Here is a 26939-nt window from a genome sequence, read left to right as displayed (position 1 = left end):
CAGTTATGGTTACCCTCGGTAAAGCCGATCTCATTCTGGTTAACGGCCAGTTTCACACCGTCGATCGCGAGAACCCTCTCGCGGAAGCCGTTGCCGTGCGCGACGGGAAATTCCTGGAAGTGGGCACCGTCGCCGAGGTGATGCAACACCACTGCGACGGCACTAAGATGGTCGACTTAAAAGGCCACACCGCCATCCCCGGCCTGAACGACTCGCACCTGCACCTGATCCGCGGCGGGCTGAACTACAACCTCGAGCTGCGCTGGGAAGGCGTACCGTCCCTGGCAGATGCCCTGCGCATGCTGAAAGAGCAGGCCCTGCGCACGCCGTCGCCCCAGTGGGTGCGCGTGGTGGGCGGCTGGAGCGAGTTCCAGTTTGCCGAGCGCCGTATGCCGACGCTGGATGAAATTAACGACGCCGCGCCGGATACGCCGGTGTTTATCCTTCACCTGTACGACCGCGCCCTGCTCAACCGCGCCGCGCTGAAGGTGGTCGGCTACACCAGGGACACGCCGAACCCGCCGGGCGGCGAGATCCAGCGCGACGCCAACGGCAACCCGACCGGGATGCTGATCGCCCGCCCGAACGCCATGATCCTGTACTCAACCCTCGCCAAAGGGCCGAAGCTGCCGCTGGAGCAGCAGGTCAACTCCACGCGCCAGTTCATGCGCGAGCTGAACCGCCTGGGGCTGACCAGTGCCATCGACGCGGGCGGCGGCTTCCAGAATTACCCGGAAGATTACGAGGTAATTGCCGAGCTGCACGAGAAAAAGCAGATGACCATCCGCATCGCCTACAACCTGTTTACCCAGCGTCCGGGCCACGAGCTGGAAGACTTTGAAAAATGGACCGACATGCTCACGCCGGGCCAGGGCAGCGACTTCTTCCGCCACAACGGCGCGGGCGAGATGCTGGTCTTCTCCGCCGCCGATTTTGAAGACTTCCTCGAGCCGCGCCCGGATCTCGCGCCGGGCATGGAGGACGAGCTGGAGCGCGTGGTGCGCCATCTGGTCGAACACCGCTGGCCATTCCGCCTGCACGCCACCTATAACGAATCCATCAGCCGCATGCTGGACGTGTTCGAGAAGGTGAACCGCGACATTCCGTTCAACGGGCTACACTGGTTCTTCGACCACGCCGAAACCGTGTCACAGGCCAACATCGACCGCATCAAAGAACTGGGCGGCGGCATTGCCGTGCAGCACCGCATGGCCTTCCAGGGGGAATACTTCGCCGAGCGTTACGGCATCGAAGCCACCCGCCACACGCCGCCGGTGGCGAAAATGCTGGAGACCGGCGTGCCGGTGGGCTTAGGCACCGACGCCACCCGTGTGGCGAGCTATAACCCGTGGACCGCGCTCTACTGGCTGGTCTCCGGCCGCACCGTTGGCGGGATGCAGATGTACGATCACAGCGCCCGTCTGGATCGCGATACCGCCCTGATGCTCTGGACCCAGGGCAGCGCGTGGTTCTCCAGCGAGCAGAACCAGAAGGGGCAGATCAAAACGGGCCTGCTCGCGGATCTGGCGGTGCTCAGCAAAGATTACTTCCGCGTGCCGGAAGAGGAGATCAAGGGCATCGAGTCCGTCCTCACCGTGGTCAACGGCGATATCGTCTACGCCGCTGGCAGCTTTGGCCCGCTCGCGCCGCCCGCCATTCCGGTCCTGCCCGAGTGGTCCCCGGTGGTGAAGGTGCCGGGCCACTACCGCAGCGCGCCGCCGCAGGCCGCACGCGTCGGCATGAGCGCCGTCCACCACTGCAGCGGCCCGTGCGGGGTTCATAGCCACCAGCATGATTTCGCCCGCACGTCAGAGATGCCGGTGTCCGACGATAACGCTTTCTGGGGGGCGCTGGGCTGCAGCTGCTTTGCATTCTGATGAAACAAAATGACGCTTCGCCCCGGATCGATCCAGGGCTGTTTTTCCTGCGCCTGACCGGCAGCCTGCTGCTGCTTTACGTGCACGGCCTGCCGAAGGTGCTCCACTTCAGCGAAGAGCTGACGCGCATCGAAGATCCGTTTGGTTTCGGACCTTACGCGAGCCTGATCCCGGCGATCGTCGCCGAGGTCATCTGCCCGCTGTTTATCATTGCAGGGGTTTACACCCGCCTGGCGTGCCTGCCGATTATCGCCGTGCTGCTGGTGGCGATGCTGGCGGTGCACCCGGACTGGTCGATTGCCGAAGGGCAGTTTGGCTGGCTGCTGCTGATTATCTTCACCACCCTCGCCCTCACCGGACCGGGACAGTGGCGGCTGCAGCGTAAGACGATGGAGAGGTTCGCATGACCCAGGTTAACGACGTTCGCGACGCACACGTCGAGACGACGCCCGCATCGGCGGCTTCGCCCTGGCAGCCGCTGAGCCAGCCGGTGTTCCGCATGCTGTGGATCGCCACGGTGGTCTCTAACGTCGGCTCATGGATGAGCGACGTCGGTATCAACTGGAGCATGCTGACGCTCAGCGCCGATCCGCTGGATATCGCGCTGGTGCAGGCGGCCAGCAGCCTGCCGATGTTCCTCTTCGCCCTGCCGTCCGGGGTGATGGCGGACATCGTTGACCGACGAAAATACCTGCTCTTCTCCCAGCTGTGGGTGTTCATCGCCGCCGCCGGGCTGACGGTGCTCTCCTTCACCGGACACGTCACCCCTACCGTTCTGCTGGTGGCGACGTTTCTGCTGAGCGTGGGCGCGGCCATGAGCTCGCCGCCGTTTCAGGCGATTGTGCCTGACCTGGTGAGCAAGCCCGAGCTGGGTTCCGCCGTGGCGCTTAACTCGCTCGGGGTCAACATCAGCCGGGCGATTGGCCCGGCGCTGGGCGGTTTCCTGCTGTCGCTGGCCGGGCCGTGGATGGTGTTTGCGCTTAACGCGCTATCCGTGGTCGGCGTGGCGTGGGTGCTGTGGCGCTGGCGTCCGGCGCCTTCCGTGCAGCGGCTGCCGCCGGAGCACTTCTTCTCGGCGGTGCGGTCCGGCATTCGCTACGTGCACGCCGCCCCGGTGCTGCGCAACGTGCTGGTGCGTACCGTGGCGTTCTTCGTTTTCGGCAGCGCGGGCTGGGCGTTACTGCCACTGGTGGCGCGCCACGAGCTGGGCTTAGGCCCGGCGGGCTACGGCGTGATGCTGGCGTGTATCGGCCTGGGGGCGATTGCCGGGGCGATCCTGCTGCCGCGCCTGCGCCAGCGGCTGAATGCCGATCGGCTGATGGTGGCCGCCAGCCTGACGTTTGCCCTCACCATGCTGGCGCTGGCGTTCGTGCGCCACGTCTGGCTGCTGAACCTGTTTGAGTTCTTCACCGGCTTCGCGTGGATTGCGGTGCTCTCCACCCTCAACCTTGGCGCACAGCGCAGCGCCGCCCGCTGGGTAAAAGCCCGGGCGCTGGCTGTGTATCTGACGGTGTTCTTCGGCTCGATGACCGCAGGCAGCGCCGTCTGGGGGCAGATCGCCTCGCAGTTCGGCACCCCAACCTCGCTGGTGGTTGCCACGCTGGGGATGGTGCTGGCAAGCGCGACGGCGTTCCGCTGGAAGCTGGAGAAAGATCCGAATTTAAATCTCGACCTGAGCGGGCAGCCGCTGGACGGCGTGGAGATTGAACTCCCGAACGAGCGCGGCCCGGTGCTGGTGTCGCACGAGTACATCATCGACCCACAGGACGCGAAAGCGTTTTTGCAGGCCGTGCACGAGCTACGCCGGGTGCGCCGCCGCGCCGGAGCGATGAGCTGGGCGGTGTACGAGGATATCGAACGTCCAGGGCTGTTTATCGAGACCTTCCTGATGGGTTCCTGGATTGAGCATTTGCGCCAGCAGGAACGCCACACAATGAATGACCTCCTGTTGCAGAGCCGCGTTCTGGCTTTTCATCAGGGCACAACATCACCGGCAATTCGCTATCTGGTCGCGCCGGTATAACCATAACAATCACCTGCACAGGAACATACTATGGCACTGTTTAAGGCAAAAGACGGCACGCAGATTTACTACAAAGACTGCGGCGCGGGCAAACCGATCCTCTTCAGCCACGGCTGGCCGCTGGACGGCGACATGTGGGACAGCCAGCTGAACTACCTGGCCGAGCGCGGCTTCCGCGCCATCGCCTTTGACCGTCGCGGCTTTGGGCGTTCGGATCAGCCGTGGAACGGCTATGACTACGACACCTTTGCGTCCGACATTAACGACCTGATTACTACCCTGGATCTGCGCGACGTAACGCTGGTGGGCTTCTCCATGGGCGGCGGCGACGTGACCCGCTACATCAACAACTACGGCAGCGAACGCGTGGCTGGTCTGGCGCTGCTGGGCGCGGTGACGCCAATCTTCGGTAAATCGGATACCTTCCCGCAGGGTGTGGATCAGAGCGTGTTCGACGGCATCCGTGACGGACTGCGTAAAGATCGCGCCCAGTTCATCAGCGACTTCGCCACCCCGTTCTACGGCACCAACGCCGGGCAGACCGTTTCCGCGGGTGCCCTGACGCAGACGCTGAACATCGCTCTGCTGGCGTCCCTGAAGGGCACCATCGATTGCGTGACCGCCTTCGCCGAAACCGACTTCCGTCCGGATATGGCGAAAATCGACGTGCCAACGCTGGTGATCCACGGCAGCAACGACCAGATCGTGCCGTTTGAAAGCACCGGCAAGCTGGCGGCGGAGATGATCAAAAACGCCACGCTGAAGGTGTACGACAACGCGCCGCACGGCTTCGCGCTGACCCACCAGGATCAGCTCAACGAAGATCTGCTGGCGTTTGTGAAGTCGCTGTAAGTCATTACGCGAAGCCTGATGGCGCTTCGCTTATCAGGCCTACAAGGGCTGGTCCTGTAGGCCGGGTAAGGCGCAGCCACCACCCGGCGCTTTCGCAGACGCATTCCGCTCCGCCAGCAGCCGACAAATCTCCGCATGCTTCTCTTCGGTAAAGGTAAAGCGCGACATAAAGCCCATGCGAATCAGCGACCCTATCGCCGGTAACAAACAAATGCCGAAGAACAGCCCCGACAGCACGCTGTCGCTCTGTGACTGCGCCTGCGGCACATAATTGATCATCGTCAGAAACACGCCGATTAACCCGCCGCCCACCGCCACCGACATCTTGCCGGTAAAGGTCTGCCCGGAGAAAGTGATCGCCGCGCAGCGCTTGTTAGTGTGGTACTCCGCGTACTCGATGGTGTCGGCAATCATCGACGAGGTGAGGATGTTGGTCATCATCACGAACAGCGTGCTCAGGCCGAGCAGGATAAACAGCAGCGCCGTGTGCTGATAGCCCGTGAACCACATCACCACGCGCACCGCCACGTCCAGCCCGCAGAGGATCATAAACAGCTTCCGCTTCTGCATCCGGCGCGTCAGCAGCGGGGCGACCAGGCACAGCACCGCCGCCACTATCCCCATCACGCCAATAGCCATTTGCAGGCTGCCGTCGCCCATGTTGTTGATAAAGAAGTAGATATAGAGTCCGCCCGCCACGTTATGGAACACGCAGAAGAAGAACGACAGCAGGACGATAAACAGCGGCTTGTTCTGGCGCAGGTTGTGGAAGGTGTCGCGCATCGTCACCTTTTCCGGGCTGGGCGGGACGCGCTCTTTGATCTGCATAAAGCCGTTGAGCATCAGCGGCAGGCCCACCAGCATCATCACCAGCGCCGCCATAAAGTAGCCTTTATCGTTGCTGTACTGGGCAAAGAACGCCGCCAGCTTCGGGAAGAAGATGTTGGCGCAGGCAATCCCGGCGTTTACCCCGAGCATTGCCGCCGTCACCGCGCGGGTGCGCTGGCCGGAGTCGTTGGTCATCACCGACGACATCGACCAGAACGGGATATCGGAGATTGCGTACAGCGTCCCCCACAGGATATACGTCACCCCGGCGTAGAGGATTTTGGTGGTCATGTCCGCTTCGATTTTATAGAACGCCAGCAGAGTGACGCCGGTAATCAGCATCGGCGCAATCAGTAAAAAGTGGCGAAACTTGCCGAACCGGCTGTTAATGGTGTCCATAATGCTGGCAAACAGCGGATCGTGAACCGCGTCCCACGCGCGGGCAATCAGGAAGATGGTACTTGCCGCCAGCGCCGAGATCCCCAGCACGTCGGTGTAAAAATAGTTTATAAACGAACCCACTAAACCAAAGCTAAAACACTGACCTAAACCATAGCCAAAGTAGGACCATAACTCGCGAGACGGTATTTTCATTGTCATTGCCATAGTGCGTACCTGGTTGCCCGGCGACAGCGCGCCGGGTCGTTATTATTAGCCCTGCGGATCCGGGGCGATATTGCGCAGCTTCTTCATCAGCGCGATTTCAGCGCGTGAAAACGGGATACCGTTCTCCTCGAACACGTCGTGGAACCACAGGCGGCAGTAGTCCGTGGACTCCTTCATCACCACCGGCCACGGCAGCCAGGTCTGGGTTTTACCGCGCACCAGCCCCCACTGATACGGCGCGACCTTTGCCATGTACATCAGCGGGAGCTGCTCTTCGATGGTGCCGCCCACGTGACGCGCCAGCCATTCGGTGCAGAAGATTGGGCGGCCCAGCGCCTGAAGTTGCTGGATAATCGCCGTCATGCGCCCGGTATTGGTGTAGGCGTGATAGCTCACCACGTCCGACAGTTCCAGCGCGGTCTGGTCCAGCGGGTGCTGATAAAACGTCTCGCCCTCCTCTTCTGCCGGCAGACGCCAGGCGCAGACGGTAAGCGGCTGGGTCGGATCTTCCTCACGCACCCAGCGGAACGCCAGCTTCATCAACTCGTGCGCGCAGGTCTCCAGTTTCTCGTCGTACAACACCTCTTCCGTGCCCGTCGCGAAAATGCCGCGGTTTCCCGGCTCGTTATACAGATCCCACAGCAATACGCGCTTATCCTCGCGGAACTGGCGCACAACGTCGCGGATATAGCGCTCAATCTGTGGCCAGCAGTCTCGATCGCACACCTTGTCGCGCCCCGGGCTCGCCGCCGCCTGGCTGTTGTGTTTGCCCGGTACGGGCGGCTTTTGCGGGCCGAGGTACGGCTCGTCGCCGGAGAAACCGCAGTCGTCCATTAGGGTCAGCATGGTGCTGAACCCGTTGTCGTCGGCAATCGTCAAAAAGCGGTCGATGCGCGCCATCAGCCCGTCACGGTCGTGCTCCCAGACGATGAACGGCAGGTTGATGCGCAGGGTGTTATAGCCTGCGTCCGCCGCCCAGCCCAGCTCGCGGTCGATAGTGGCGGTATCGAAGGTCTCTTCCTGCCAGATATCGGTCCAGTTCACCGCTGTCGACGGCAGATAGTTGAACCCGCACAGCCAGCCTTTTTGCTGATACCACGCCTGTGCCTGTTCTTTACTCCACTGCTCTTTCATTACGCATCCTCTTGCTGATAATGTTTAGCTAATAAATATTAGCTGCGGGATAAATGCGCAAATCGCGGTGCAAAGAAAAGCGACGCCTCTCACAAAGTTCACGCTTCGATGAATGAGAAACGTGATCGGCGGCGCTAAAGCGTGCGGTTAGGGTATGATGCAAATTCGCGAAAGGGAGAGGACGGATGAAGCGAAAAACGAAAGTGACGATGAACGATGTTGCGCGGGCGGCGGGCGTGTCGCAGGCGACGGTATCGCTGGTGCTTAACCAGTCCCGCAACATCAAGCTCAGCGACGACACCCGCCAGCGGGTGATTAGCGTCGCTACCGAGCTCGGCTACGACCGTCTTCCTGCCATTCACGCTCCGCGCAACCAGGAGGAGATCGCCCTGCTGGTCAGCTCGTTGCAGAGCTTCGACCCGTTTATCGACGCCATCAGCCAGGCGCGGGAAGCGGCGTGGCGCAACGAGACGCTGCTCACCGTCTACGACTACGGCGACGACGTGGAGCTGGCCCTGAACATCATCCGCCAGCTGGACAAGCGCAACTGCATCGGGATTATCCTTGCCTCTCCGGTCACGAACGTCGTCGATATGACGCCATTTCAGGACTGTACCCGCATCCCGCTGGTGCTGCTCAACCAGCGCGACCCCGGCTCCCCGCTGCTGCCGTCGTTTATCCCGGACGACTACGCCAACGCTTTTCAGGTGACGAAACACCTCATCGCCTGCGGCGCCAGCCGTATCGCCCACATCACCGGCGAGAGCTGGATGGAGGCCTCGCGCCAGCGTCTGGCGGGCTACCAGGCGGCATTGAAGCAGGCCGGTTTAACGTGTGACGAGAGCCTGGTGCGCCAGACCAACTGGCAGTTCAGCGAGTCCTTTACCGCCACCACGTCCCTGCTGGAACTGACCGAACGCCCGGACGCCATTTTCTGTGCCAGCGACTGGCTGGCGATTGGCTGCTACCAGGCGCTGGCGGTGAATGGCGTGCGTATCCCGCAGGACATGCTGCTGGCGGGCTACGACGACCAGAAGATTTCCGAACAGCTCACCCCGCCGCTGACCAGTATCCAGTTGCCCTACAGCGAGCTGGGACGGCTGGCGGTGGAGTACCTGTGCAATCAGGAAGATGCCGCCACGCACGTAACGCTGGCGGGCAGGCTGAAGGTGCGCGCCTCAAGCCCCGTCTGAAGTAAATACCATGCCCGCATAGGGCTTCTCGCGACACGCCGCCAGCCGCGCGGCGAGGCTGCCCACGTGCAGCTCCAGCTTGTGCCCGTCCGGGTCGAGAAAATAGAACGACGCCCCCTCGCTTTTGTTCTGCTTCCAGACGGTGACGCCCGCCTGCTCAAGCCTTTGCGAGAGCGGTTCAAAATCCTCTTCCGCCACGGTAAACGCGTAGTGGGTGTAGTCGCTCTCCTGCGGCGGCACATACTGGCGCGCCTCGTCGTACGACAGGCAGACCCATAGATCGCCGCAGGTGAGATAAGCCCCGGTATTCCAGCGGGCGTGCAGCGTCAGCCCCAGCAGCTCGTGCCAGAAGGTGACGCTTTTTTGCAGGTCGCTGACCGCGAGGGTCAGATGGTTGAGAGATTGCAGCATGACGTGCCCTTTTGTTTTTCGCGCCGGACGTGGTACGGTAAAGAGATGAACATAAACCACGCCGTGCTCACCGTAAACCGCTGGTGGCTGCCTTCTTAAAGGCGGCACGGAGTAGTTTTCCCCATTTTCTGATAGCCGCCGAAAGGCGGCTTTCACTTTTCTAAGACCCCTTTCGGCAATTGCACATTAAGGAGTCTTTATGAACGCACCAACCATCCTCACCGGCGACCGCCCAACCGGCCCGCTGCACCTCGGCCACTTCGTCGGATCGCTGCGCCAGCGCGTGGCGCTTCAGCAGACGCACAACCAGTTTGTGCTGATTGCTGACCTTCAGGGGCTGACCGACAACGGCAGCAACCCGCAGAAGATCCGCGACAACATCCCCGAAGTGCTGGCCGACTACCTCGCCGCCGGTATCGACCCGAACCTGACCACTATCTGCCTGCAATCCGCCCTGCCCGCCCTCGCCGAGCTGACAATGCTGTATATGAATATCGTCACCGTCGCCCGCGTGGAGCGTAACCCGACGGTGAAAAACGAGATTGCGCAGAAGGGCTTCGCCCGCTCGCTGCCGGTCGGGTTTATGGCCTACCCCATCAGCCAGGCAGCGGACATCACCGCGTTTAAAGCCGAGTACGTGCCCGTCGGCGACGACCAGTTGCCGATGATTGAGCAGACCAACGAGATTGTGCACAAGATGAACAGCCTGCTGCCCGCCCCGGTGCTGCGCCACTGTAAGGCGATGCTGAGCGACACCAGCCGCCTGCCCGGCATCGACGGCAGCGCCAAGATGTCGAAATCGCTGGGCAACACGCTGCACCTTTCGGCCAGCGAAGAGACGATCCACCGTGCGGTCAGCGCCATGTACACCGACCCGACCCACCTGAAGGTGAGCGACCCGGGGCAGATTGAGGGGAACGTGGTGTTTACGTATCTCGACGCGTTTCATCCGGACAAGGATAAAGTGGCGGCGATGAAGGCGCACTATCAGGCGGGCGGGCTGGGGGATCGGGTATGTAAGAACGAGCTGGAGGCGTGTTTGCAGGAGCTGATTGCACCGATGCGGGAGCGGAGGGCGATGTATATGCAGGACAAGGGAGAGTTGATGGCGATGCTGAAGCGCGGGACAGAACGGGCGCAGGGGGTGACGCAGGCGACGTTGAGGGAGGTGAAGGTTGGGCTGGGGGTGCCGGTGTTTTGAAATAACGTCATGCAGCGTATGTATTCAAATAATACATGCGCTGCATAATATTATTATCGGCAATTCAGCGAATATTACATTTATAATTAACAGGAAGTATTACTAACCCTTCTTTAAAAGATGACCAATATCAACCTGGATATTTATTTCGGAATTTAGCCCGACTTATTAACCACTTTATGTATATTCGCCTTACAGTCTCAAACCTAGCATTGCTGCATTTACTCTTCTGCCCCTACAAGGAATTGTCATGCAGCTTTATACCAATGAATTTACCGCTGAGTTGAAAGCGGAAATAGATCGTTCGCCTTTTTCCGCTGAAGAACTGGCCGCCATGCCTGAGGACGCGCGCGCCATTATTGCCGAACAGGAAGCCTTTCATCGACAACATCCCGTCACCGCCATCTGGCGGATCGCCACGGCTGGCAGCCAAACCCGACTGGGCGGCGTGGTTCTTCCCGTCGATCGTGAAGCCACAATGCTCATGGACGATGGGAGTTACACCAGCGTGATTGTCGAAGGGGATTGTGTGGCCTATCCGGATGGAACGCTCGCCACGATTATGACCTCAGCAGGAGAAGCGTTTTCCTGGAGGCATCAGGGCGTTGCGCTGGTCGGCAGCCTGCTTGATAACGATGACGAGATTATCAGCACACCGCTCGGCACGACTTATCTGGTCACCCGCGATGGCATTCCACCTCAAGAGGACTTCTTAACCTGGCCCGGAGAATAGGCCATGGGCTACCGTTCTACGAACTACGGCCGCGGACAGGCGCTGCACGGCGACAGAACGACCACCGGCGCAATATGTTGTAGCACCCTGCCCAACTGCACCGAGCACGGTCGCGGCGTTATCCGCGTTGGCGATAAAACTACGGCATGCCCTAAATGCGGCAAACAGGGCGTTGTTGCAGACGGCGAACCTCGCGTTAACTGGATGGGACAAACCTCAGCCGTCGATGGTTCTGTCGTCATTTGTGGCTGCCCGCACGGAACCAACCGCGTGATCGCCCCATCGGGAGAGTGGCTCGGCTCCGGTCCCTCTCCTGAACAGATCGCACAGGAAAAGCATCAGGCCATGCTCGCGGCACGCCGAATAGAGGAAGAAGCCGAGGCGCAGCGACAAGCAGAAGAACGCGATCGCAACCGGGTCTTTGCGAAATCCTGCCTGCGCGGTGAAGGCTGTAACGATGCAGGCACCGGAAGTGAGCCGCACACCAACTTCGCCGAGATGGCGTTTTACCAGGCCATACCCAACAATGCCCCGCAACACGCCCAGGCGGCAAAGCGTAAGGCGATCCCAAAACCAAAGCAACGCAGCGCGCTTTATCTCTGGTGGAATGGGCATCACGAGGAGATGGACTATCAGGCTGCCGTTGCAGCCGAAGAAAGGGCCTGGACCACGCGGAACGCGATAGCCGATGCCAGCGAACTCGTACTGGTTGGCGGGCGTACCATCACTTCCGGCACATGGGCCGTGCGCGGCGCTGCACTTGGCGAGATAGCCACGGGAGGCCTTGGTGCGCCTGTCGCAGGGCTGCTGATAGGTATGTTTCCCGGCAAGCTGAACGACGGCGAGCAGGATTTTATCGACAGGATGCGCGCCGAGCAGATGCGGGAAGCCCCTACCCGCGTTCGCTTCACCTGGGAGAACGACGCCAGCGGTAACCCGACACCGCGCGGCTGGCATACGCCGCCGGGCAAAGACAGCGTGCGCGTTCGCAGGATGGAGTGGGATAGCCAACGCCAGGCGTACACCTTTACCACCGAAGAAGACCCCGGTATCACCATTATCTGGACACCGGACCGCACCGGAGAGAGTAAGCCGTGGGATACGGGCAATCACAACCCGGTACGGATACCGAACCCGGTTGTGGTTGATCCGCTGCCGGAGGATACGGTGATTGGTGCGACGACCAGCCCGACACCGGAAGAGAAGACGTTTGCGGATTATATTCTGATTCTGCCGGTGGGCGGTGTGCCGCCGATTTATGTCTATATCCGCCACAATCCCGGACAGGTCACAGGCAAGGGACAGAAGATTAGCGGCATTTGGTTATCTGATGCAAATACGGGGAATGGGTCTCCTATTCCAAGCCAGATAGCGGATCGATTACGTGGGCAGACATTTACGGACTTTGACCAGTTTCGTAAGGCATTTTGGCTGGAGGTATCGAGGGAATCGGGACTGCTTGAGCAATTTATCAGCAATAACCGCGCAAGTATGCGTAAAGGAAACGCCCCTTTTACACGCACACCTGACTCGGTTGGAAAAAGAGAACGTTATGAAATTCATCACATACAACCTATCAGTCAGGGCGGTAAGGTGTATGACGTTGATAATATGGGAATAACCACTCCAAAACATCACATCAAAATTCATAAGGGAGAATGATATGAGACTGTTAAGCGATTACACAGAAAAAGAATTTTTAGAACTGGTACGCAAAATTTGCAATGCGGACGCACCAACTGAAGAAGATGAGAATCGATTGGTTAGAGAATTTAAACGACTTACCGAGCACCCCGCAGGCTCTGACCTGATTTTTTATCCTGAAGAGGGTAAAGATTATAGTCCGGAAGGCATTGTTAGAGAAGTTAAGGAGTGGCGTAAAGAAAATGGTAAATCCGGATTTAAAGAATAACAATCTTTGAGACTCCCTAATACGGGCATGGGATGACATGCCCGTATCGTTTTATTGCTCCAAGGATACATTAGGTAGGAAGCCAGAAACTACTCAGGCATCGCTTGCCCGATTCCCCGCTTCACAACGGGTATATCCCCGGTATCATTTAGCGCTCCCGGAAACGTCTTCAGCCACTGGGCGACTTTCTGCTTATTTATATTCACCACGCTCATTCCTTCCAGGCATCCCCATAATTCTCTTGTATGCTGGGGTGTAATCACTATGCAGTCTTTCATGGCACGGATTTTCACGGGCATGCCGTCGATAAAGCCTGCACGGGTTAACCAGTCGCCGCCAAGGAGAAGGTATTTCATGTCTATGCGTGCATACAGTTCGCAACAGGCGGCACTGTCCTGCGGCGTTTCCGCGCGGGGATGGACGGGCGCCGCGTTGGGCGGGTTGCCGTGAAGGCGGCGGGCGCTGTTTTTGCGTACCAGCTCGCGGTTTTCAATCATGCCGGTGAAAGCGTCTGATTCTGTTTTGCAAACGGTAAACTCTGGCTTAAAATTCGTCGCAGCCATATACAACTCCTCAGTAGTTGGTTGTGGTTAGCGGTATGGGGGTGTTGCAGCACCTTCATATCGCGAATTCTCGGTTAAATTCTCTTTGATACTTCCTTTGCCGTTCGGCGTAATTTCTGGTGCTCATTATACAGGGCTGAATATAAATACAGCGGTTTTGGGTGGGGGAAATTTGGAATTTGCGAGGGGGATTCAGGAAATAGAGTTCTTTGCGGTAAGGTCATGTTTTTATTGATTGCGGGTTGATTGGTCTGGGTTTTGCGAGCATCATCGCAATTATTTACCTTCTTCCGTAACGCGATGGCTTTCAGCAAAACTCTCGAACAGGCAATTGCCGACATCACCATCTGGCGCAAAGGCGAGCAGCGTGCGCCGCATAAGCCTTTATTGCTTCTGTACGTGCTGGCGAACTATCAGCAGGGGCATGCGCGATTGTTTGATTACGGAACCGAGGTTCACGAGCAGCTGCTTAGCCTGTTAGAACGCTTTGGCCCACAGAGGAAGGCGCATTACCCGAATATGCCTTTCTGGCGGCTTAAGGGGGATGGGTTTTGGGATCTGAAGAATACCGAGTTCTGTTCGACCACTGGCAGTAAGCAACCGCCTGTTAAAGAACTTGTAGAACATAACGTCGCAGGCGGGTTTGATGAAGAACACTTTGCGCTGCTGAGTAGGAACAAAAACCTGATCGGCTCGCTGGCGCAGCAGATTCTTGAAGCGCACTTTCCTGAAAGCATTCAGGAAGATATCGCTGATGAGATGGGTTTTGATATCCAGCAGATCCGTAAGATTCGCGATCCGCTGTTCCGCCAGCAGGTGTTGCGTGCGTATAACTACGAGTGCGCAATCTGCGGATTCAATATGCGGCATGATAATGCCACCGTTGGACTTGAAGCCGCGCATATCAAGTGGAAGCAGTTTGGCGGGCCGTGTGAGGTCCCGAACGGGCTGGGGCTGTGTGCGATTCATCATAAGGCGTTTGATAAGGGATCGATTGGACTAGATGAGAGTATGCGGGTGCTAGTGTCCGAGGCAGTGAATGGGAATGGGATCGTTGGGCGGTTGTTCTGGGATTTTGCTGGTAAGCAAATTGCGCTGCCGATGGTAAAAGGGAATTATCCAAGGGAGGGGTTTGTGGAGTGGCATCGGAGGGAGGTGTTTAGAGGATGAGTGCGAAGGCCGGACTCGAACATCGCAACTATCCTCATGATCTTAATGGATTAAAATTTACCAGAGAGGGCATGATACCATCATTGATACCATCAGACCCGATTGGTGATAATCGAACAATCTTCCTATCGCAAGTAGAAATCGCATAGCAAGTAAAGTTACCACGAAAACAATAAATTATTACTTAACCTAAAACCACTAACAACAAACTATTTAGGTAACGACCCGACTATGAATAGATCAGTGAACAGGTTGTAAAAAATTCTTATATATCATAAAGTTAATTTTCGAGAAGATTGCAAATGCAATTAGGCATTAAAAAATAATTTACATTATCATATAGTTATGGTAATAAGGTAATTTACCCTATTATTTTTGAAAGGGATTTCCCATGCCCCAGCAACAAGATGCACTGACCTGCTCCCCGTTGATTAGTACACCCCGATGTTAGTAATGTCTTCATAAGCCACATGAGGACATCCCCATGAAGAAGCGTTTTTCCGACGAACAGATCATCAGTATTCTCCGCGAAGCCGAAGCTGGGGTACCCGCCCGTGAACTCTGCCGCAAGCATGCCATTTCCGATGCCACGTTTTACACCTGCGTAAGAAGTATGGCGGTATGGAGGTGCCTGAAGTTAAGCGCCTGAAGTCGCTTGAGGAAGAGAACACCAGACTCAAGAAGCTGCTTGCCGAAGCCATGCTGGATAAAGAGGCGCTTCAGGTGGCTCTTGGGCGAAAGTACTGACGACAGACCAGAAGCGGGAAGCCGTGATGTTGATGTGTGATGCGACCGGTCTGTCGCAACGTCGTGCCTGCAGGCTTACAGGTTTATCCCTGTCGACCTGCCGCTATGAGGCTCACCGTCCGGCTGCTGATGCGCATTTATCAGGGCGCATCACTGAGCTGGCACTGGAGCGCAGGCGTTTTGGCTACCGTCGTATTTGGCAGTTGCTGCGCCGTGAAGGGCTTCATGTTAATCATAAGCGCGTGTACCGGCTTTATCACCTCAGTGGCCTGGGCGTAAAACGCAGAAGACGTCGTAAAGGGCTGGCAACAGAACGTCTGCCGCTGCTCCGTCCGGCGGCGCCCAATCTGACCTGGTCGATGGATTTCGTCATGGACGCACTTTCCACCGGTCGCAGGATCAAGTGTCTTACCTGCGTCCTGACCATTTCACAAAGGAATGCCTGACGGTCACTGTTGCCTTTGGGATTTCAGGCGTTCAGGTCACGCGTATTCTGGAACAGCATTGCACTGTTTCGAGGCTATCCGGCGACGATAAGAACTGACCAGGGGCCGGAGTTCACTTGCCGTGCACTGGATCAATGGGCCTTTGAGCATGGTGTTGAGTTGCGCTTAATCCAGCCGGGCAAGCCAACGCAGAACGGATTTATTGAGAGCTTTAACGGAACGATTTCGCGATGAATGTTTGAATGAGCACTGGTTCAGCGATATCGTTCATGCCAGGAAAATTATTAATGACTGGCGGCAGGATTATAACGAATGCCGCCCGCACTCCACGCTGAATTATCAGACACCGTCTGAATTTGCAGCGGGCTGGAGAAAGGGTCATTCTGAGAATGAAGATTCCGACGTTACTAACTGAGTGTTGTATCTAATCGTGGGGGCAGGTCAGCACAGCCATTCCAGTTAAAATATAGTCATAACATCATTGAACATCTTGGATTAAAACTCTATCAGAATAGGCCTACAAATGTTTTGGCTGAACTTGTATCTAACTCTTGGGATGCTGATTCAGAGAACGTATGGATTGATATTGATGCTAACAATCTTGCTGTTTACGATGATGGCACGGGCATGGACAGGGAAACCCTTGTAAATCACTACCTTATTATAGGAAAGAGAAAAAGAACCTCAATTAATATTGAAGATTGCTCTCCTAAAAATAGAAAATATATGGGGCGAAAAGGAATTGGAAAGTTAGCTCCATTTGGAATTGCCAAGAGATTGTCTGTCGTTACGGTCAGCGAAATTGATAATACTTGTTGCTGGTTAGAAGTTGACTTAACAGAATTATTGAAAGAGTCGAACGAAAATGAACTGACAGAATTCAGCTATAAACCTGAAGTAATTTTTGATTCAACTCCAATTTCAGAAATAACTTTTGAAAAAGATAAGCATGGATACGTTAAGAAATTCGTCGAAAAATAGAATATAAAAGCGGCACACTAATAATTATGGATGATCTTTCGTTAAAAAGAAAGATCCCTACCAGGCACCTTATGGAATCCTTAGGTCAACGATTTACTGTAACTTTATTGAGAGATGATTTTAATGTCATCGTTAATGATGAATTGGTAACAGAAAAACAATCATTGCCAGAATTTTCATTGATAACTTAGCGACAGGGTTTGTTGATGAAACAATCAACATTAATGGTATAGATCGAAAGGTAAGACATTGGGTTGGCTTTGTACGAGAAGCTGAATGGCCTCAAGATCAAGCTGGTGTGGGTGTTTATGCACATGGCAAAATCGCCCAAGATCGACCTTTTGTATTTGGCTTGAAAGGGAGAGAAATCTCTACTCGCTATATGTATGGAGTAATTGAAGCTGATTGGCTGGATGAATTAGACGAGGATATTGTATCCACAGACCGTACAAGCATTAACTGGAATAACGATTATACAGAGGAAATGTATAATTGGGGTAAGAACCTGGTATCAAAATGGATCGCAAATTACAGGAAATTTCAAAAAGAAGAAAATTCAGGAAAGGTATTGCGCAAAATTAAAGAATTGCCTGATATACCAAAAATCACAGAAGAGGAAAGAGAAGCCATTAAAGATATGGTTTGTAATATGAGTCCTAAAATTTATAAAGATGAACAGTTACAAAATGAAGTTATCACACAATTAACTTCAGCATGGACTCATAGACCAACACGAAACATTATTAAATCTCTCTGGACAGAATCGAAGTTTCGGAAGGGGATGAAGAAAAATTCATTGAAACTTTGAATGATATAACCAAGTATCTTGTTCCTGAGTCTCTTTCATTATCAGTAAGTGTTTCACAGCGTATTTATGCATTAACAAAATTGCATGAACTTAGCATAGTTGGCACAGAAACCCAATTACAGGCATTACTTGAAAGCTTCCCATGGATATTAGGCTCAGATAAAGGGGAAAGTATATGCCAATACTGCTTTAAAAGAATTGGCTCGTAAGGCAATATTAGATGGCGTATTGCCCGGTCATGCGGATACGAGTAAACAACTGGCTGATTCAGCTAATGCAGGAACAAGGCCTGACTTTGCATTCTTTTCGGATGCAAATAAATCTACAATCATTGTCGTTGAACTTAAAAGCCCACAGGTTCCACTACAGTATGAGCATGTTTTGCAACTTTTAACCTATTATTATTGGATGAAATCTCATTATCCCACTTCAAAAATAACAGGTTATTTAGTGGCAAAAACGCCGGTTCAGGAATTGAGTGTGACGATCCGAATATACATGTAAAAACATGGGATCAGATTTGCTTACATTCCCGAAAAGACTATTTAGAACTATTAGCTTCGATGTTAAATGGTATATCAGAACATTATGATGACTCGCGAGTTTATGATGTAATAGAGTTGGGAGGCGAAGCGACGAAAGAACTTCTGAAAAAAATGGCAGATGTAAACACCCCACTAAGTGAGTTCTTTGAAAACATTGATAAAAAGTTGAGATTGAAATAGTGTTTAGTGCAGTAGACCTCTTCTGCGGTGGCGGGGGACTAACAGTTGGATTGAAGCAAGCTGGCTATAATGTCTTGGCTGCTGTTGAGCTTGATTCTGTAGCGGCAGAGACTTACAAAGCAAACAATCATAATACAACTTTGATAGAAAGAGACATCAGACATGTTTCTGGTGCAGAGATTTTAAAGTCAATAGGTCTCAAAGGGAGAACTAACCCTTTTGGCTGGTTGTCCTCCTTGCCAAAGTTTTTCAACGTTGACAAGAAATTACTCTAGTGAAGATAGTCGTAATTATTTTTGATAAAAGAGGTTTTACGTTTGATCTCTGATATAGAGCCTCAAATGATTATGATTGAAAATGTCCCAGGAATGATGGGTAGAGGGGAAAGCCGTTCTTAAAAGAATTCATGGACGGTATAGAGGCTCAAGGTTACATAGCAAATTTTGGTGTTCTGCAAGTTGCCGATTATGGTGTACCACAGGATAGGAAAAGATTTGTCTTACTGGCAGGAAAAGGGTTTGAAATAAAAATACCTAAGGCTACGGCTTAAACGTTAATGAAAATTTAAAAAGTGGATAACTGTAAAGGAAGCTTTAGCTGGAATGGTTAAACCAATATCCTTACTTGAAGCAAATAAGAAAGGAGGGCCAAAAGCTTTTAACTGGCATGTTATCCGAAAACAAAGTGATATCAATATTGAAAGGCTAAAATATCTAAAGCCCGGCCGTCACGTTTCGATTTACCTGATCATTTAAGACCAAACTGTCATAAAGGTGATAATTCATCTTTTAGCAATGTATATGGACGAATGAGTTGGGATAAAGTATCCCCGACTATTACAGGGGGATGTACCGTACTGAGTAAAGGTAGATTTGGGCATCCGGAAGAAAACAGAACACTATCTGTAAGAGAAGCGGCTCGTTTACAGACATTTCCAGACAACTTTATTTTTAATACTAATTTTATCGATAGAGTATGTCAAATAATTGGAAATGCTTTACCATGTAAGTTTGCCTATCATATGAGTAAGGCTTGCTTAGACTCATTAAAAATGCTTAAAGAATAAAATGATAACGAGAGTAGTATAACTGTTTGAACTACTCTCGTTATTGTCTAAAAAATAACTTGTCAATTTGTTTCTTACCACCTGCCTTTACTAATTCTCAATGATTTCAAGAAGATGACCATCATGATTTGTCATGGTAAGAATAATAAATTCTAACTTTTAATCCCATTCCCTCAATCATTTCCTTCCACGACTGGATAGCTAAAAGAGCCTGTATAGAATTAATGCCAGTGATATCATTTATTTTCTTTTGCATTGATAACCATATAGACATATGCGTTAATGGTTTTGTGAACTTTACGGTTCCTCTATTTATCATTTGAGCAGAGGTTTTAGACTGCTCAACATTATAAATAATATCGTGTGGTTTATCTGATATTTTTACAGAGATTAATTCTTTATTTAAATAAAGGTCAGCTATTTCAATTTTATAGTCACGACCATTTGTATTTAGAGATTTAATTTGTTTTAAATTTCTTGATTGATTGAAGAGTCTTTGATCTTTGGCCATTTTTTCGTTAAAATAATACTCTCTGTATTTTAATTTATCTTTATGTTTTTTATCTTTGATTAACTGTTCTTTTGTCTTCATGTTAGAAAATCTTTTTCACTTATATCCTCAGCTAAAACAAAATCAATTGATTGCAAGGAGATTTCTAGAAATCTGATAAACGTAGTATTAAAGCTGAACCAATCACCATTTTTTAAATAAAAATAGTCATCCTGTTCCCTTACAGTGAAACATAATAGTTTTTTTAATGGTAATGTATAACTGCCATGCACTTCATTTACTACTTTAACAAATACAGCATTCATATTTGTAATTTTTTCATTACTGATAAAATTTAGAATGTCGTCAATTGAAATATTATTTATAGATGGTGTTCGTGCTGCCCATTTTTGACTATCCTTCTCTTTGACAAACAATTTGTAATTAGAGTCAGAATCAACAAAAACAATACTTGTACCAAAGGATTGCATTTCATCGATTTGAACCTCGACCTCTTTCTTTATAATTGCATCCATGAGATTTATATCAAGTTCATCCATTTTGGATTGATCTAAAACTTTTTCTAATTTAGGAAATTCAAGTTTCCCCGACTTACTTAATGAAGTATCAATTTCATTGAATATATCTACTAATTCTTCTGGTTTCTTTTCGAGATCTAATTGGATAGAATCTGCAAAAATAATATTCTTGCTTCCCATATCTCATCCTGGCTTGCTTTTGTTTTTAAATGCTCAACTGACTCACCAGGCAGATATGAACCAGGAATAAATTGCTGATAGGATGCAACATCCTGTTTTTAGCTCCACAAAAATATCTACTTTTTTTAAGTAAGATATTTTCGTCATTAGCGATTCTCATTGCCACTTTTATCCCAAAATCGTGCTCGATGAATTTATTGAGGTAGAAATGAGATTTGCCCAAGCTAACCAAATAACAATGTTCTGGATTTTTATTCTTAAAGCAAAGTAACAAACCGAAATGAAATATATTGAAAGGCTCTATGACATCATCTTTAAAAAAACTCTGATATGTTTGCCACCACCATATTGCGTTACCTTTTACATTATCTGAATAATAGAAAGTCATTTTATATTTTTTCTTTTTTAATGATTTTTGCTCTATTAGTCCCACCGATGTTATTTTTTTGATTAAGTCGTCAACTTTTGAATATTCCATACTGTAAATATTATAGCTAATACTCATAGGTAATCCTTTTCAAGTTATGTTAGCTGTATCAAATAGTTGAATACAAAACTTTTTACAATCAGTAAGTTAGTTCTTAAAAGTTCAACTTTTGACCAAAACACCTTAATAAGAGAAACTGCAAGTAACGCAAGAAAATTTTTCAGAAAATTCCCATTCTCAATATCATATTACACAACAAACAAATTGTAAATGGATATTGCAAGAACATCAGGAAAATGAGATGATAGAAGGAAATATTACCCTAAAATGGTGACTATAATGTTTACTTTTAATAACTTGGTTGATTATTGCAATAATCATACTTTGTTTCTTGGTTTAACCACTTTTTGCCTCTTCTCTATATTTGCTCTCCTAATCCAATCTGCCAGAAAAGACATAAGGTATAGTCAAAACATATCCCACCTTCAAAGAGCTTCGAAAATGGTTTCTTATTGCATTAACAACATATACTTTAATAAATTTGGCATTATTTTCTTATTCTTATTATGTACCTAACCAGCCACAAGAAAGTCCATATAAAAAATCCAACAATAATTAATGGATTGCTATTAAGATGAAATATAAATTAAAAATCATAACCAGAACTAAATTTATCATAACTCCAAGTCTCCTTGCTCCTACTTTTATTATTACATCGCTTAGTAAATTGTTTAATTTTCCCATATCTCCTCCTTATAATTAATTATTTCCTGATTTACTACATTTTTGTAATATGTCAAGACCGCATTTAATAAGCAAGAGCTAACTCACCGAAGCTCCGCTTCTCTGAGTTGCCTTGCTTTTATTCCCTTTGGTCATAAAAGAAACGATAAACATACTCTTATTTATATAAATTATAAGTGGTATCAAACAAAAAATACTTTTTTATTAGAAGTAAATCCCATACACTAAGATACTCTTTATTTCATATAAATAATCAGTCATGATTCAAAATGGAGGATTACGCAATGTTAGAAGATTTTTATTCATCTGAGAAAATACAATCCCATACTTTTGTTAAATTTTACGATGGACCTCCTTATACACAACTAGGATGGAAAAAATATAGAAAATTCATCTCAATGCTGAACGATTATATCTTAAAGCTAAAAGAAGAAGAAAATATTGATGTTTTTCTGCAAGAATATGAAGTAAAACTAATCGATAGATTTTCTTGGACGTTTAGTTTCTTAGAGGAAGATATTGCTCGACAAAAGTATATAACGAGTATTCTTAGGCATGAAATAGATCTGGATCATGTCAATATTCTATGATAATAATGAGCAAGATTTTACATCAAATAACCACGATGATGATTTTGAATTAAATCCATCATCTGGTTGGGCCGACTTTTATTGCCACTTAGTTTCTACCGCGAATCATGAGTTAGAGCATATACACCCTCCAAAAAATAAATCATACAAAAAACAAAATATAGATATAAAACCATTTAGTAATGCAATAACCATAGAGGAATTTTGTACATTAATTGATCGTTAGCGGTGATGACACCGCTGATAAATATGAATATCTTTCAGCATTCGATGGTTTTTTTTCAAGCAAATATCGTGAAAGTAAGTATTTAAGGGAGGAATTCATCCCAATTAAAGATTTCATTAAAAAAATCAAAATCCCTTCTACTTCCATTTTAAATTTAGGGCTAAAAACGGAAAATTATGATGCTATGGTAACCTTGCCATCAGGCGAAAGTTTCTTATTAGAAATTACTTGTGCTCTCCCTTCTGATGATCATAAATTATTATCTATTTTATCTCAAAGCTATGACGGTTTTTACCCGTTAAAAAATATGGCAAAGCTGAAAATTGCCATAGATGACTTTCCATTAAAAATCATCGAGGTGATTAATGCTAAGTATAATAAGAATTATGAAGATAAAAAGAACGCTAATTGTATATCTCCCAAGCGAATATACCTATCAAAATGAAAATTATATTTTAAAGGAAGTTTTTAATGAGGTATCCAATAACATCCCAGAGCATAATGGTAGTTTCACTCAAATTTTACTTTTAGCGAATAGGACTTTCCCACCGCATTAGATGAATTGTAACGAGCCTTATCTATCATGGCTCGTTATCGTGATTGAATAAATAATGACAATGGATGTTGACACAATACTATAAATGAATTAATAAATATTTAACCATATTACAAGGATGTCATATGAAAAAACACAACATTGAAAAACCAAGAAATTCAGAACTGCTGTCAATTAAAAAAAATGGCAACGAAGCTTGCGCTAAAATCACACACAATGAACTTCGAGCCCACTGCATCAGTGTGAGATTAAATAATAAAGAATTAAGTAAATTGAATTATCTCAGAGGTCATTACGCAAAAGGTGAATGGTTACGTATGGCTTCCTTACAGAAGCTCCCACGATTGTACCTCCTGTAAACATCGATACATGGAAGACTCTGGGTGAGATCAATCAGAAGCTAAACCGTATTGCTCATCATATCGATAGTAAGAGTAAAGATAGCCAGCTTACTTATACAGAGCTTTTCGCTGTGAAGCGACAACTGGAAGAGCCTCGCCAGCATCTGCTAAATGCTGACATATGGAGCAAACCCTATGAAGGGTATGCAGAAGATCAAAAGGGGTAAGAGCTTCGCTGGTGTCGTTCAATATGCATTGAAGCCAAGTTCACATCATAAAAGTAATCCAATCGTCATTGGCGGGAACATGTTAGGCGATTCAGCCTCTAAATTGATCACTGAATTTGATGGCACTAAACAGCTTCGGCCAGATGTTCAGAAGGCCGTTTGGCATAACTCACTTCGCTTACCCAACGGTGAAACACTAACGAATGAACAGTGGTCCATTATCGCAGATGACTACATGAAGAGGATGGGGTTCAGTGATACTCACCTTCGTTGCTATGTGCTTCATGACGACGATGGCCAGCACATACACATTATCGCAAGTCGCATAGATCTCAATGGTGGGAAGCTCTACTTGGGTAGGAACGAAAACCTCATCAGCACACAGATCATCAGTAAACTCGAAGTCGCTCATGGCCTGACAGTGACCAAAACTGCATCTCCCCCCTCGCAAGCACAACCGAAGCGGAAGAGAGTGTCCCGTAATGAGAAAATGCTATCGGAACGAACCGGTGTTCCCTGCCCCAAGAAATCCCTTCAACAGATCATTGATAAAAGTTTGGAAGATAAGCCTGACCTTTTAACTTTTATCAAGAGGCTGGAAGAAGCTGAAGTCGGCTGTAAGGCCAACATTGCTTCTACCGGTAAGATGAACGGCTTCTCATTCGAATACACAGGAATAGCTTTCAAAGCTTCGCAATTGGGCAAGAGCTACTCCTGGGCAAATCTTAGTAATCGGCTTAACTACAACCCAGACCACTTAGAAGCTATACGAACCAACACACCAACAAAAGACCACCCTGCTGTTCCTGCTTCCATGCCAATACCTGTTCCTGTTCCTGTTCCTGTTCCTGTTCCTGTTCCTGTTCCTGTTCCTGTTCCTGTTCCTGTTCCTGTAGAACAGATTGCCAGAGCGACTGTGCGAAGCGAGAGCATAGGCGAAAAAATTGCTGAACTCGAACTGCGATTCAGAAAAGGAAGACGAAACGAAATCGCAGAGAGAAGATTCTTCAAAAAAACGCAGTACAACAGCAAAAGCATCTCAGGTTTATCGGCTGGCTTCCATTTCTTAGAAGGTTTGCAGAGCTTCTCCGAAGCTATGGGAAGAGCATCCTCCACCAGGTCCCTCCAAACTTCTCAGTAGTCTATTCATCACATCATCTGAAACCTTCAAGAAAAATTCGTTTATAGACAACTAGTTACAAATAGCTTCCGTAACCACACTCTATTCCGTAGTAATCAATTTGAATTTAGTCAAGAAAATATTGATCGTTAATACAGATCGATAATCTAGTTATGATAGTCATAAACTATCAGGTGGCGATCATCAATCGGTACAAGTGATTTTACTTTAGCCAGCCAGCCATCGAGAATCCCTACAAACACGCAGTAAATCTTCCACCCTGGGGTTGCTATGAAAAACGAAACAATAAAGTGCCCGTTCTGCTTCAAAGAGAGCCAGTTTGGAGTTAGCGTCTGCACTGGCTGTCATTCAACCATCAAATATGGAGCCGTTTCAGCCTGGTTAGCTTTACTAATAGGAATTGTGCTGTTGGCGATAGCTTTCTTCATATTCGCTGTCAGTCAAAGTTTTATATTTGCTGTCGTTATTTATTTTGCATCAGCAATTTCTTTAAGATTCTATTTACGTAAGAAATTTGCACACAGAGCCGTTTTCACACATAAAAGCTAACCCTAATCAAATATAATAAGGAAGATAAAATGAATAAATTTATTGCAACCTCCTTTTTCATTGCAATATGTTTAATTTCTGGCTGTTCAACATCAGGGAACCAGAACCTTAAAAAGGAAACACCACAAAGTCTCCAGTCAAAAATCATTAAAAACAAAACAACTAAGACAGAATTACTCACTATGTTAGGTGAGCCTGATACAAGAACTACACTCGACAGTGGCAATGAGCAATGGAGATACTTTATGTATAACAATCAGTTCAATGCCTCAACTTTCATTCCGGTCGTTGGGCTTCTAACTGGCGGTTCACAGACTCAGTCTAAAACTCTTGAAATAGATTTTAAAGGCGAAATTGTCAGTAAATGGACATTCTCTACTGAGAATAATAATACAAAATCTGGCATTCTTCAGTAACATAATTGATCAGGATTAAGTCTAATGAAAATATCTTCGGTCCTTGCTGTTATTATTTCCATATTTCTTCTTAATGCATGTAGTAGTGAGCCTTCCCAAGATGATATTTTTAAAGCTATGCGAAAATGGACTGGAAACTATCTGACCTCAGTAAAAAAAGTAGATTGCACAAAAGAATCTGATAAAAGCTATAAGTGCAATGTAGTGATGGATATTAATGGTTCGAAGCAAGCTGGAACAGTTAAATTAATAAAATCAGATGATGGCTGGCAAGTAGGAAGTTATTAATAAAGTAAATTAGTAAAATGAAGCTCCCTTTCGGGAGCTTTTATAATCTAACATTCCTTACTCTAACAACCTCATGGGTTAACTCTTTCTCGATAACCTTCACTTCATACTGTGTTTTCACAACAGCATAAATTTCTTCTGCTTTTTCTTGATTGTTATCAATATAGTTAACGAGAGAATATAGCTCCTTAAAAACTGCCTCTTTATTTTTTAACTTCTGCAAAAGATTACTTGTCAGACATTTGTATACAGAACTGAACATCGTCATAATATTATCTATGTTTCGGCTGGACTGTATATATACATTTCTTGGATAGAAATATTTCAAATGGTATCCCACAAAAATTAAGTAAAGCTGGTATGAGAATTTTTTATCGCCTGGCTGGTATCTTTTTGAGATATACTTATCGACGATGATGATAAGTTGCTCTTCCAGAGTAAATTCTGAATTGATGTTGCTTTTGTCCATAAAATGCATCCTTGCATAATTGAAATAGTCTTCCTGACCATATATTTATATTTATCGTATTTATTTAGCTTGTCAATAGGTGTAACCTATCAATTGTCATTTTTTATTAAATGGCCTATTCAATTGTTCCATAGAAAGGCCATGTCTATAAGCATTATACTGCCAATAGCTAAATTGCTCTTTGTATCTATTGTTCTGTTTTTCAACATTTCATTTTCGGCTTTTAGGTTTAATATTTGCTGTGCCGCAATAGTTAAGTTAGCTGGTTTCTTTAAGCCTGATCTTCAAGTTGAGCAAGTTCTTCTTTGTTCTATATGCTTCAACAACTTCATTATGAGCACTTAATGATTGCCTTGTGATGGTTCTGTTTAGATGCTTATAAACAGAGTTGCATAAATCACTCCATGTGATTTTGCCGTCCCAAGTTAGTATAATACTTGTAATTATCTTTATTTCGCTCCTGTTCAAATGTTTTGCCAT

29 protein-coding genes and 4 pseudogenes are annotated in these 26939 nt (G+C 48.7%); 24 read left to right on the top strand and 9 right to left on the bottom strand.

Going from position 1 to position 26939, the window contains the following annotated elements; all coding sequences use genetic code 11:
* Positions 1–5: 5 nt before the first annotated feature.
* From ACQG03_RS02820 to ACQG03_RS02805, 4 genes are read left to right on the top strand one after another with little or no spacing between them, the layout of a single operon-like run.
* Positions 6–1877, top strand: coding sequence for an amidohydrolase (locus tag ACQG03_RS02820; RefSeq protein WP_063138020.1), 1872 nt, complete (start codon positions 6–8; stop codon positions 1875–1877).
* Complete coding sequence (locus ACQG03_RS02815) at positions 1877–2284, top strand: DoxX family protein (protein WP_063163175.1); 408 nt, start codon at positions 1877–1879, stop codon at positions 2282–2284. The genes ACQG03_RS02820 and ACQG03_RS02815 overlap by 1 nt, the downstream gene beginning before the upstream one ends.
* Positions 2281–3900: an MFS transporter gene (locus ACQG03_RS02810; RefSeq protein WP_063163176.1), complete on the top strand. Its 1620-nt coding sequence runs from the start codon at positions 2281–2283 to the stop codon at positions 3898–3900. The genes ACQG03_RS02815 and ACQG03_RS02810 overlap by 4 nt, the downstream gene beginning before the upstream one ends.
* 30 nt (positions 3901–3930) lie before the next feature.
* Positions 3931–4752: an alpha/beta fold hydrolase gene (locus ACQG03_RS02805; protein ID WP_038415217.1), complete on the top strand. Its 822-nt coding sequence runs from the start codon at positions 3931–3933 to the stop codon at positions 4750–4752.
* Between the two features lie 39 nt (positions 4753–4791).
* Here ACQG03_RS02805 and ACQG03_RS02800 read toward each other — a convergent pair whose 3' ends face one another.
* Together ACQG03_RS02800 and ACQG03_RS02795 are read right to left on the bottom strand one after the other, a co-directional pair.
* On the bottom strand, positions 4792–6186 hold the full coding sequence (locus tag ACQG03_RS02800; RefSeq protein ID WP_063163177.1) for an MFS transporter: 1395 nt from the start codon (positions 6184–6186) through the stop codon (positions 4792–4794).
* 45 nt (positions 6187–6231) lie between these two features.
* The gene (locus ACQG03_RS02795) at positions 6232–7320 is read right to left on the bottom strand and encodes a cellulase family glycosylhydrolase (protein WP_063163178.1); all 1089 of its coding nucleotides are present in this window, start codon (positions 7318–7320) and stop codon (positions 6232–6234) included.
* A 185-nt stretch (positions 7321–7505) separates the two neighbouring features.
* Here ACQG03_RS02795 and ACQG03_RS02790 point away from each other — a divergent pair, with 185 nt between their 5' ends.
* Complete coding sequence (locus tag ACQG03_RS02790; protein WP_063163179.1) at positions 7506–8513, top strand: LacI family DNA-binding transcriptional regulator; 1008 nt, start codon at positions 7506–7508, stop codon at positions 8511–8513.
* Here ACQG03_RS02790 and fosA read toward each other — a convergent pair.
* The gene (gene fosA / locus ACQG03_RS02785; protein ID WP_058677530.1) at positions 8499–8924 is read right to left on the bottom strand and encodes a FosA/FosA2 family fosfomycin resistance glutathione transferase; all 426 of its coding nucleotides are present in this window, start codon (positions 8922–8924) and stop codon (positions 8499–8501) included. The two genes, ACQG03_RS02790 and fosA, sit on opposite strands and share 15 nt — an antisense overlap.
* 199 nt (positions 8925–9123) lie before the next feature.
* On the opposite strand from fosA, the gene trpS reads away from it, so the two are divergent.
* From trpS to ACQG03_RS02765, 4 genes are all read left to right on the top strand, one after another.
* Positions 9124–10125 carry a tryptophan--tRNA ligase gene (gene trpS / locus ACQG03_RS02780; RefSeq protein WP_063163180.1) on the top strand — a complete coding sequence of 334 codons (1002 nt, stop codon included), beginning with the start codon at positions 9124–9126 and terminating at the stop codon, positions 10123–10125.
* Positions 10126–10375: 250 nt separating this feature from the next.
* Positions 10376–10858, top strand: a complete 483-nt coding sequence (locus tag ACQG03_RS02775; RefSeq protein ID WP_063163181.1) for a hypothetical protein — start codon at positions 10376–10378, stop codon at positions 10856–10858.
* 3 nt (positions 10859–10861) lie between these two features.
* The gene (locus ACQG03_RS02770; protein ID WP_063163182.1) at positions 10862–12520 is read left to right on the top strand and encodes an S-type pyocin domain-containing protein; all 1659 of its coding nucleotides are present in this window, start codon (positions 10862–10864) and stop codon (positions 12518–12520) included.
* Between the two features lies 1 nt (position 12521).
* Positions 12522–12770, top strand: a complete 249-nt coding sequence (locus tag ACQG03_RS02765; RefSeq protein ID WP_063151063.1) for a bacteriocin immunity protein — start codon at positions 12522–12524, stop codon at positions 12768–12770.
* Positions 12771–12859: 89 nt separating this feature from the next.
* Here ACQG03_RS02765 and ACQG03_RS02760 read toward each other — a convergent pair whose 3' ends face one another.
* A complete protein-coding gene (locus tag ACQG03_RS02760) occupies positions 12860–13333 on the bottom strand; it encodes a SymE family type I addiction module toxin (RefSeq protein ID WP_074133550.1) in 474 nt (157 codons plus the stop codon).
* Between the two features lie 300 nt (positions 13334–13633).
* On the opposite strand from ACQG03_RS02760, the gene ACQG03_RS02755 reads away from it, so the two are divergent.
* From ACQG03_RS02755 to ACQG03_RS02720, 8 genes and pseudogenes are all read left to right on the top strand, one after another.
* The gene (locus tag ACQG03_RS02755; RefSeq protein ID WP_063163183.1) at positions 13634–14503 is read left to right on the top strand and encodes a phosphorothioated DNA-binding restriction endonuclease; all 870 of its coding nucleotides are present in this window, start codon (positions 13634–13636) and stop codon (positions 14501–14503) included.
* A gap of 484 nt (positions 14504–14987) precedes the next feature.
* Positions 14988–16111, top strand: a pseudogene (locus tag ACQG03_RS02750) (IS3-like element ISSen4 family transposase).
* Between the two features lie 113 nt (positions 16112–16224).
* Positions 16225–16677: an ATP-binding protein gene (locus ACQG03_RS02745; RefSeq protein WP_426726078.1), complete on the top strand. Its 453-nt coding sequence runs from the start codon at positions 16225–16227 to the stop codon at positions 16675–16677.
* A gap of 298 nt (positions 16678–16975) precedes the next feature.
* On the top strand, positions 16976–17485 hold the full coding sequence (locus tag ACQG03_RS02740) for a hypothetical protein (protein WP_426726077.1): 510 nt from the start codon (positions 16976–16978) through the stop codon (positions 17483–17485).
* A 198-nt stretch (positions 17486–17683) separates the two neighbouring features.
* Positions 17684–17989 (top strand): hypothetical protein, encoded by a 306-nt coding sequence (locus tag ACQG03_RS02735; protein ID WP_426726076.1) that lies wholly within the window; start codon positions 17684–17686, stop codon positions 17987–17989.
* A gap of 220 nt (positions 17990–18209) precedes the next feature.
* Positions 18210–18608, top strand: a pseudogene (locus ACQG03_RS02730) (DNA cytosine methyltransferase).
* Between the two features lie 8 nt (positions 18609–18616).
* Positions 18617–18760, top strand: coding sequence for a DNA cytosine methyltransferase (locus tag ACQG03_RS02725; protein WP_426726075.1), 144 nt, complete (start codon positions 18617–18619; stop codon positions 18758–18760).
* Between the two features lie 258 nt (positions 18761–19018).
* Positions 19019–19276 carry a DNA cytosine methyltransferase gene (locus ACQG03_RS02720; RefSeq protein ID WP_426726074.1) on the top strand — a complete coding sequence of 86 codons (258 nt, stop codon included), beginning with the start codon at positions 19019–19021 and terminating at the stop codon, positions 19274–19276.
* A 121-nt stretch (positions 19277–19397) separates the two neighbouring features.
* Here the strand turns inward: ACQG03_RS02720 and ACQG03_RS02715 are convergent, their stop codons facing one another.
* From ACQG03_RS02715 to ACQG03_RS02705, 3 genes are read right to left on the bottom strand one after another with little or no spacing between them, the layout of a single operon-like run.
* On the bottom strand, positions 19398–19868 hold the full coding sequence (locus ACQG03_RS02715) for a hypothetical protein (RefSeq protein WP_426726073.1): 471 nt from the start codon (positions 19866–19868) through the stop codon (positions 19398–19400).
* Positions 19865–20485 (bottom strand): DUF6119 family protein, encoded by a 621-nt coding sequence (locus ACQG03_RS02710; protein ID WP_426726072.1) that lies wholly within the window; start codon positions 20483–20485, stop codon positions 19865–19867. Before ACQG03_RS02710 ends, ACQG03_RS02715 begins: the two co-directional genes overlap by 4 nt.
* A 25-nt stretch (positions 20486–20510) precedes the next feature.
* On the bottom strand, positions 20511–20990 hold the full coding sequence (locus tag ACQG03_RS02705) for a DUF6119 family protein (protein WP_426726071.1): 480 nt from the start codon (positions 20988–20990) through the stop codon (positions 20511–20513).
* Between the two features lie 950 nt (positions 20991–21940).
* On the opposite strand from ACQG03_RS02705, the gene ACQG03_RS02700 reads away from it, so the two are divergent.
* From ACQG03_RS02700 to ACQG03_RS02670, 7 genes and pseudogenes are all read left to right on the top strand, one after another.
* Positions 21941–22246, top strand: a complete 306-nt coding sequence (locus ACQG03_RS02700) for a hypothetical protein (protein WP_426726070.1) — start codon at positions 21941–21943, stop codon at positions 22244–22246.
* Between the two features lie 215 nt (positions 22247–22461).
* Positions 22462–22917, top strand: a complete 456-nt coding sequence (locus ACQG03_RS02695; protein WP_426726069.1) for a hypothetical protein — start codon at positions 22462–22464, stop codon at positions 22915–22917.
* A gap of 236 nt (positions 22918–23153) precedes the next feature.
* Positions 23154–23596, top strand: a pseudogene (locus ACQG03_RS02690) (hypothetical protein).
* Positions 23565–24737, top strand: a complete 1173-nt coding sequence (locus ACQG03_RS02685) for a relaxase/mobilization nuclease domain-containing protein (protein ID WP_426726068.1) — start codon at positions 23565–23567, stop codon at positions 24735–24737. The pseudogene ACQG03_RS02690 and the gene ACQG03_RS02685 overlap by 32 nt, the downstream one beginning before the upstream one ends.
* 270 nt (positions 24738–25007) lie before the next feature.
* Positions 25008–25286 (top strand): hypothetical protein, encoded by a 279-nt coding sequence (locus ACQG03_RS02680; RefSeq protein WP_074148351.1) that lies wholly within the window; start codon positions 25008–25010, stop codon positions 25284–25286.
* Positions 25287–25315: 29 nt separating this feature from the next.
* Positions 25316–25702: a hypothetical protein gene (locus ACQG03_RS02675; protein ID WP_063163190.1), complete on the top strand. Its 387-nt coding sequence runs from the start codon at positions 25316–25318 to the stop codon at positions 25700–25702.
* Positions 25703–25726: 24 nt separating this feature from the next.
* Positions 25727–25990, top strand: a complete 264-nt coding sequence (locus ACQG03_RS02670; RefSeq protein ID WP_074148352.1) for a cell wall-binding protein — start codon at positions 25727–25729, stop codon at positions 25988–25990.
* A 40-nt stretch (positions 25991–26030) separates the two neighbouring features.
* On the opposite strand, the gene ACQG03_RS02665 is transcribed toward ACQG03_RS02670, so the two are convergent.
* On the bottom strand, positions 26031–26459 hold the full coding sequence (locus ACQG03_RS02665; protein ID WP_063163191.1) for a hypothetical protein: 429 nt from the start codon (positions 26457–26459) through the stop codon (positions 26031–26033).
* Positions 26460–26555: 96 nt separating this feature from the next.
* Positions 26556–26939 (bottom strand): annotated as a pseudogene (locus ACQG03_RS02660) (hypothetical protein).

Source organism: Enterobacter cloacae complex sp. 342H5 (assembly GCF_050030905.1).
GTDB classification, from domain to species: Bacteria; Pseudomonadota; Gammaproteobacteria; order Enterobacterales; family Enterobacteriaceae; genus Enterobacter; species Enterobacter intestinihominis.
Note: the sequence above shows the minus strand (reverse complement) of the source record. Positions and strands in the feature narration are given on the sequence as shown.

Excerpts from the sequence above, each read along its gene's own strand:
- ACQG03_RS02680 (WP_074148351.1), top strand. The coding sequence starts at position 25,008 with ATGAAAAACGAAACAATAAAGTGCCCGTTCTGCTTCAAAGAGAGCCAG.
- ACQG03_RS02815 (WP_063163175.1), top strand. The coding sequence starts at position 1,877 with ATGAAACAAAATGACGCTTCGCCCCGGATCGATCCAGGGCTGTTTTTC.
- ACQG03_RS02810 (WP_063163176.1), top strand. The coding sequence starts at position 2,281 with ATGACCCAGGTTAACGACGTTCGCGACGCACACGTCGAGACGACGCCC.
- ACQG03_RS02820 (WP_063138020.1), top strand. The coding sequence starts at position 6 with ATGGTTACCCTCGGTAAAGCCGATCTCATTCTGGTTAACGGCCAGTTT.
- ACQG03_RS02770 (WP_063163182.1), top strand. The coding sequence starts at position 10,862 with ATGGGCTACCGTTCTACGAACTACGGCCGCGGACAGGCGCTGCACGGC.
- ACQG03_RS02675 (WP_063163190.1), top strand. The coding sequence starts at position 25,316 with ATGAATAAATTTATTGCAACCTCCTTTTTCATTGCAATATGTTTAATT.
- ACQG03_RS02805 (WP_038415217.1), top strand. The coding sequence starts at position 3,931 with ATGGCACTGTTTAAGGCAAAAGACGGCACGCAGATTTACTACAAAGAC.
- ACQG03_RS02790 (WP_063163179.1), top strand. The coding sequence starts at position 7,506 with ATGAAGCGAAAAACGAAAGTGACGATGAACGATGTTGCGCGGGCGGCG.
- fosA (WP_058677530.1), bottom strand. The coding sequence starts at position 8,924 with ATGCTGCAATCTCTCAACCATCTGACCCTCGCGGTCAGCGACCTGCAA.
- ACQG03_RS02795 (WP_063163178.1), bottom strand. The coding sequence starts at position 7,320 with ATGAAAGAGCAGTGGAGTAAAGAACAGGCACAGGCGTGGTATCAGCAA.
- ACQG03_RS02685 (WP_426726068.1), top strand. The coding sequence starts at position 23,565 with ATGAAGGGTATGCAGAAGATCAAAAGGGGTAAGAGCTTCGCTGGTGTC.
- ACQG03_RS02725 (WP_426726075.1), top strand. The coding sequence starts at position 18,617 with ATGGACGGTATAGAGGCTCAAGGTTACATAGCAAATTTTGGTGTTCTG.
- ACQG03_RS02670 (WP_074148352.1), top strand. The coding sequence starts at position 25,727 with ATGAAAATATCTTCGGTCCTTGCTGTTATTATTTCCATATTTCTTCTT.
- ACQG03_RS02800 (WP_063163177.1), bottom strand. The coding sequence starts at position 6,186 with ATGGCAATGACAATGAAAATACCGTCTCGCGAGTTATGGTCCTACTTT.
- ACQG03_RS02765 (WP_063151063.1), top strand. The coding sequence starts at position 12,522 with ATGAGACTGTTAAGCGATTACACAGAAAAAGAATTTTTAGAACTGGTA.
- trpS (WP_063163180.1), top strand. The coding sequence starts at position 9,124 with ATGAACGCACCAACCATCCTCACCGGCGACCGCCCAACCGGCCCGCTG.
- ACQG03_RS02700 (WP_426726070.1), top strand. The coding sequence starts at position 21,941 with ATGTTAGAAGATTTTTATTCATCTGAGAAAATACAATCCCATACTTTT.
- ACQG03_RS02715 (WP_426726073.1), bottom strand. The coding sequence starts at position 19,868 with ATGAAGACAAAAGAACAGTTAATCAAAGATAAAAAACATAAAGATAAA.
- ACQG03_RS02720 (WP_426726074.1), top strand. The coding sequence starts at position 19,019 with ATGAGTTGGGATAAAGTATCCCCGACTATTACAGGGGGATGTACCGTA.
- ACQG03_RS02775 (WP_063163181.1), top strand. The coding sequence starts at position 10,376 with ATGCAGCTTTATACCAATGAATTTACCGCTGAGTTGAAAGCGGAAATA.
- ACQG03_RS02755 (WP_063163183.1), top strand. The coding sequence starts at position 13,634 with ATGGCTTTCAGCAAAACTCTCGAACAGGCAATTGCCGACATCACCATC.
- ACQG03_RS02760 (WP_074133550.1), bottom strand. The coding sequence starts at position 13,333 with ATGGCTGCGACGAATTTTAAGCCAGAGTTTACCGTTTGCAAAACAGAA.
- ACQG03_RS02705 (WP_426726071.1), bottom strand. The coding sequence starts at position 20,990 with ATGAGTATTAGCTATAATATTTACAGTATGGAATATTCAAAAGTTGAC.
- ACQG03_RS02665 (WP_063163191.1), bottom strand. The coding sequence starts at position 26,459 with ATGGACAAAAGCAACATCAATTCAGAATTTACTCTGGAAGAGCAACTT.
- ACQG03_RS02710 (WP_426726072.1), bottom strand. The coding sequence starts at position 20,485 with ATGGGAAGCAAGAATATTATTTTTGCAGATTCTATCCAATTAGATCTC.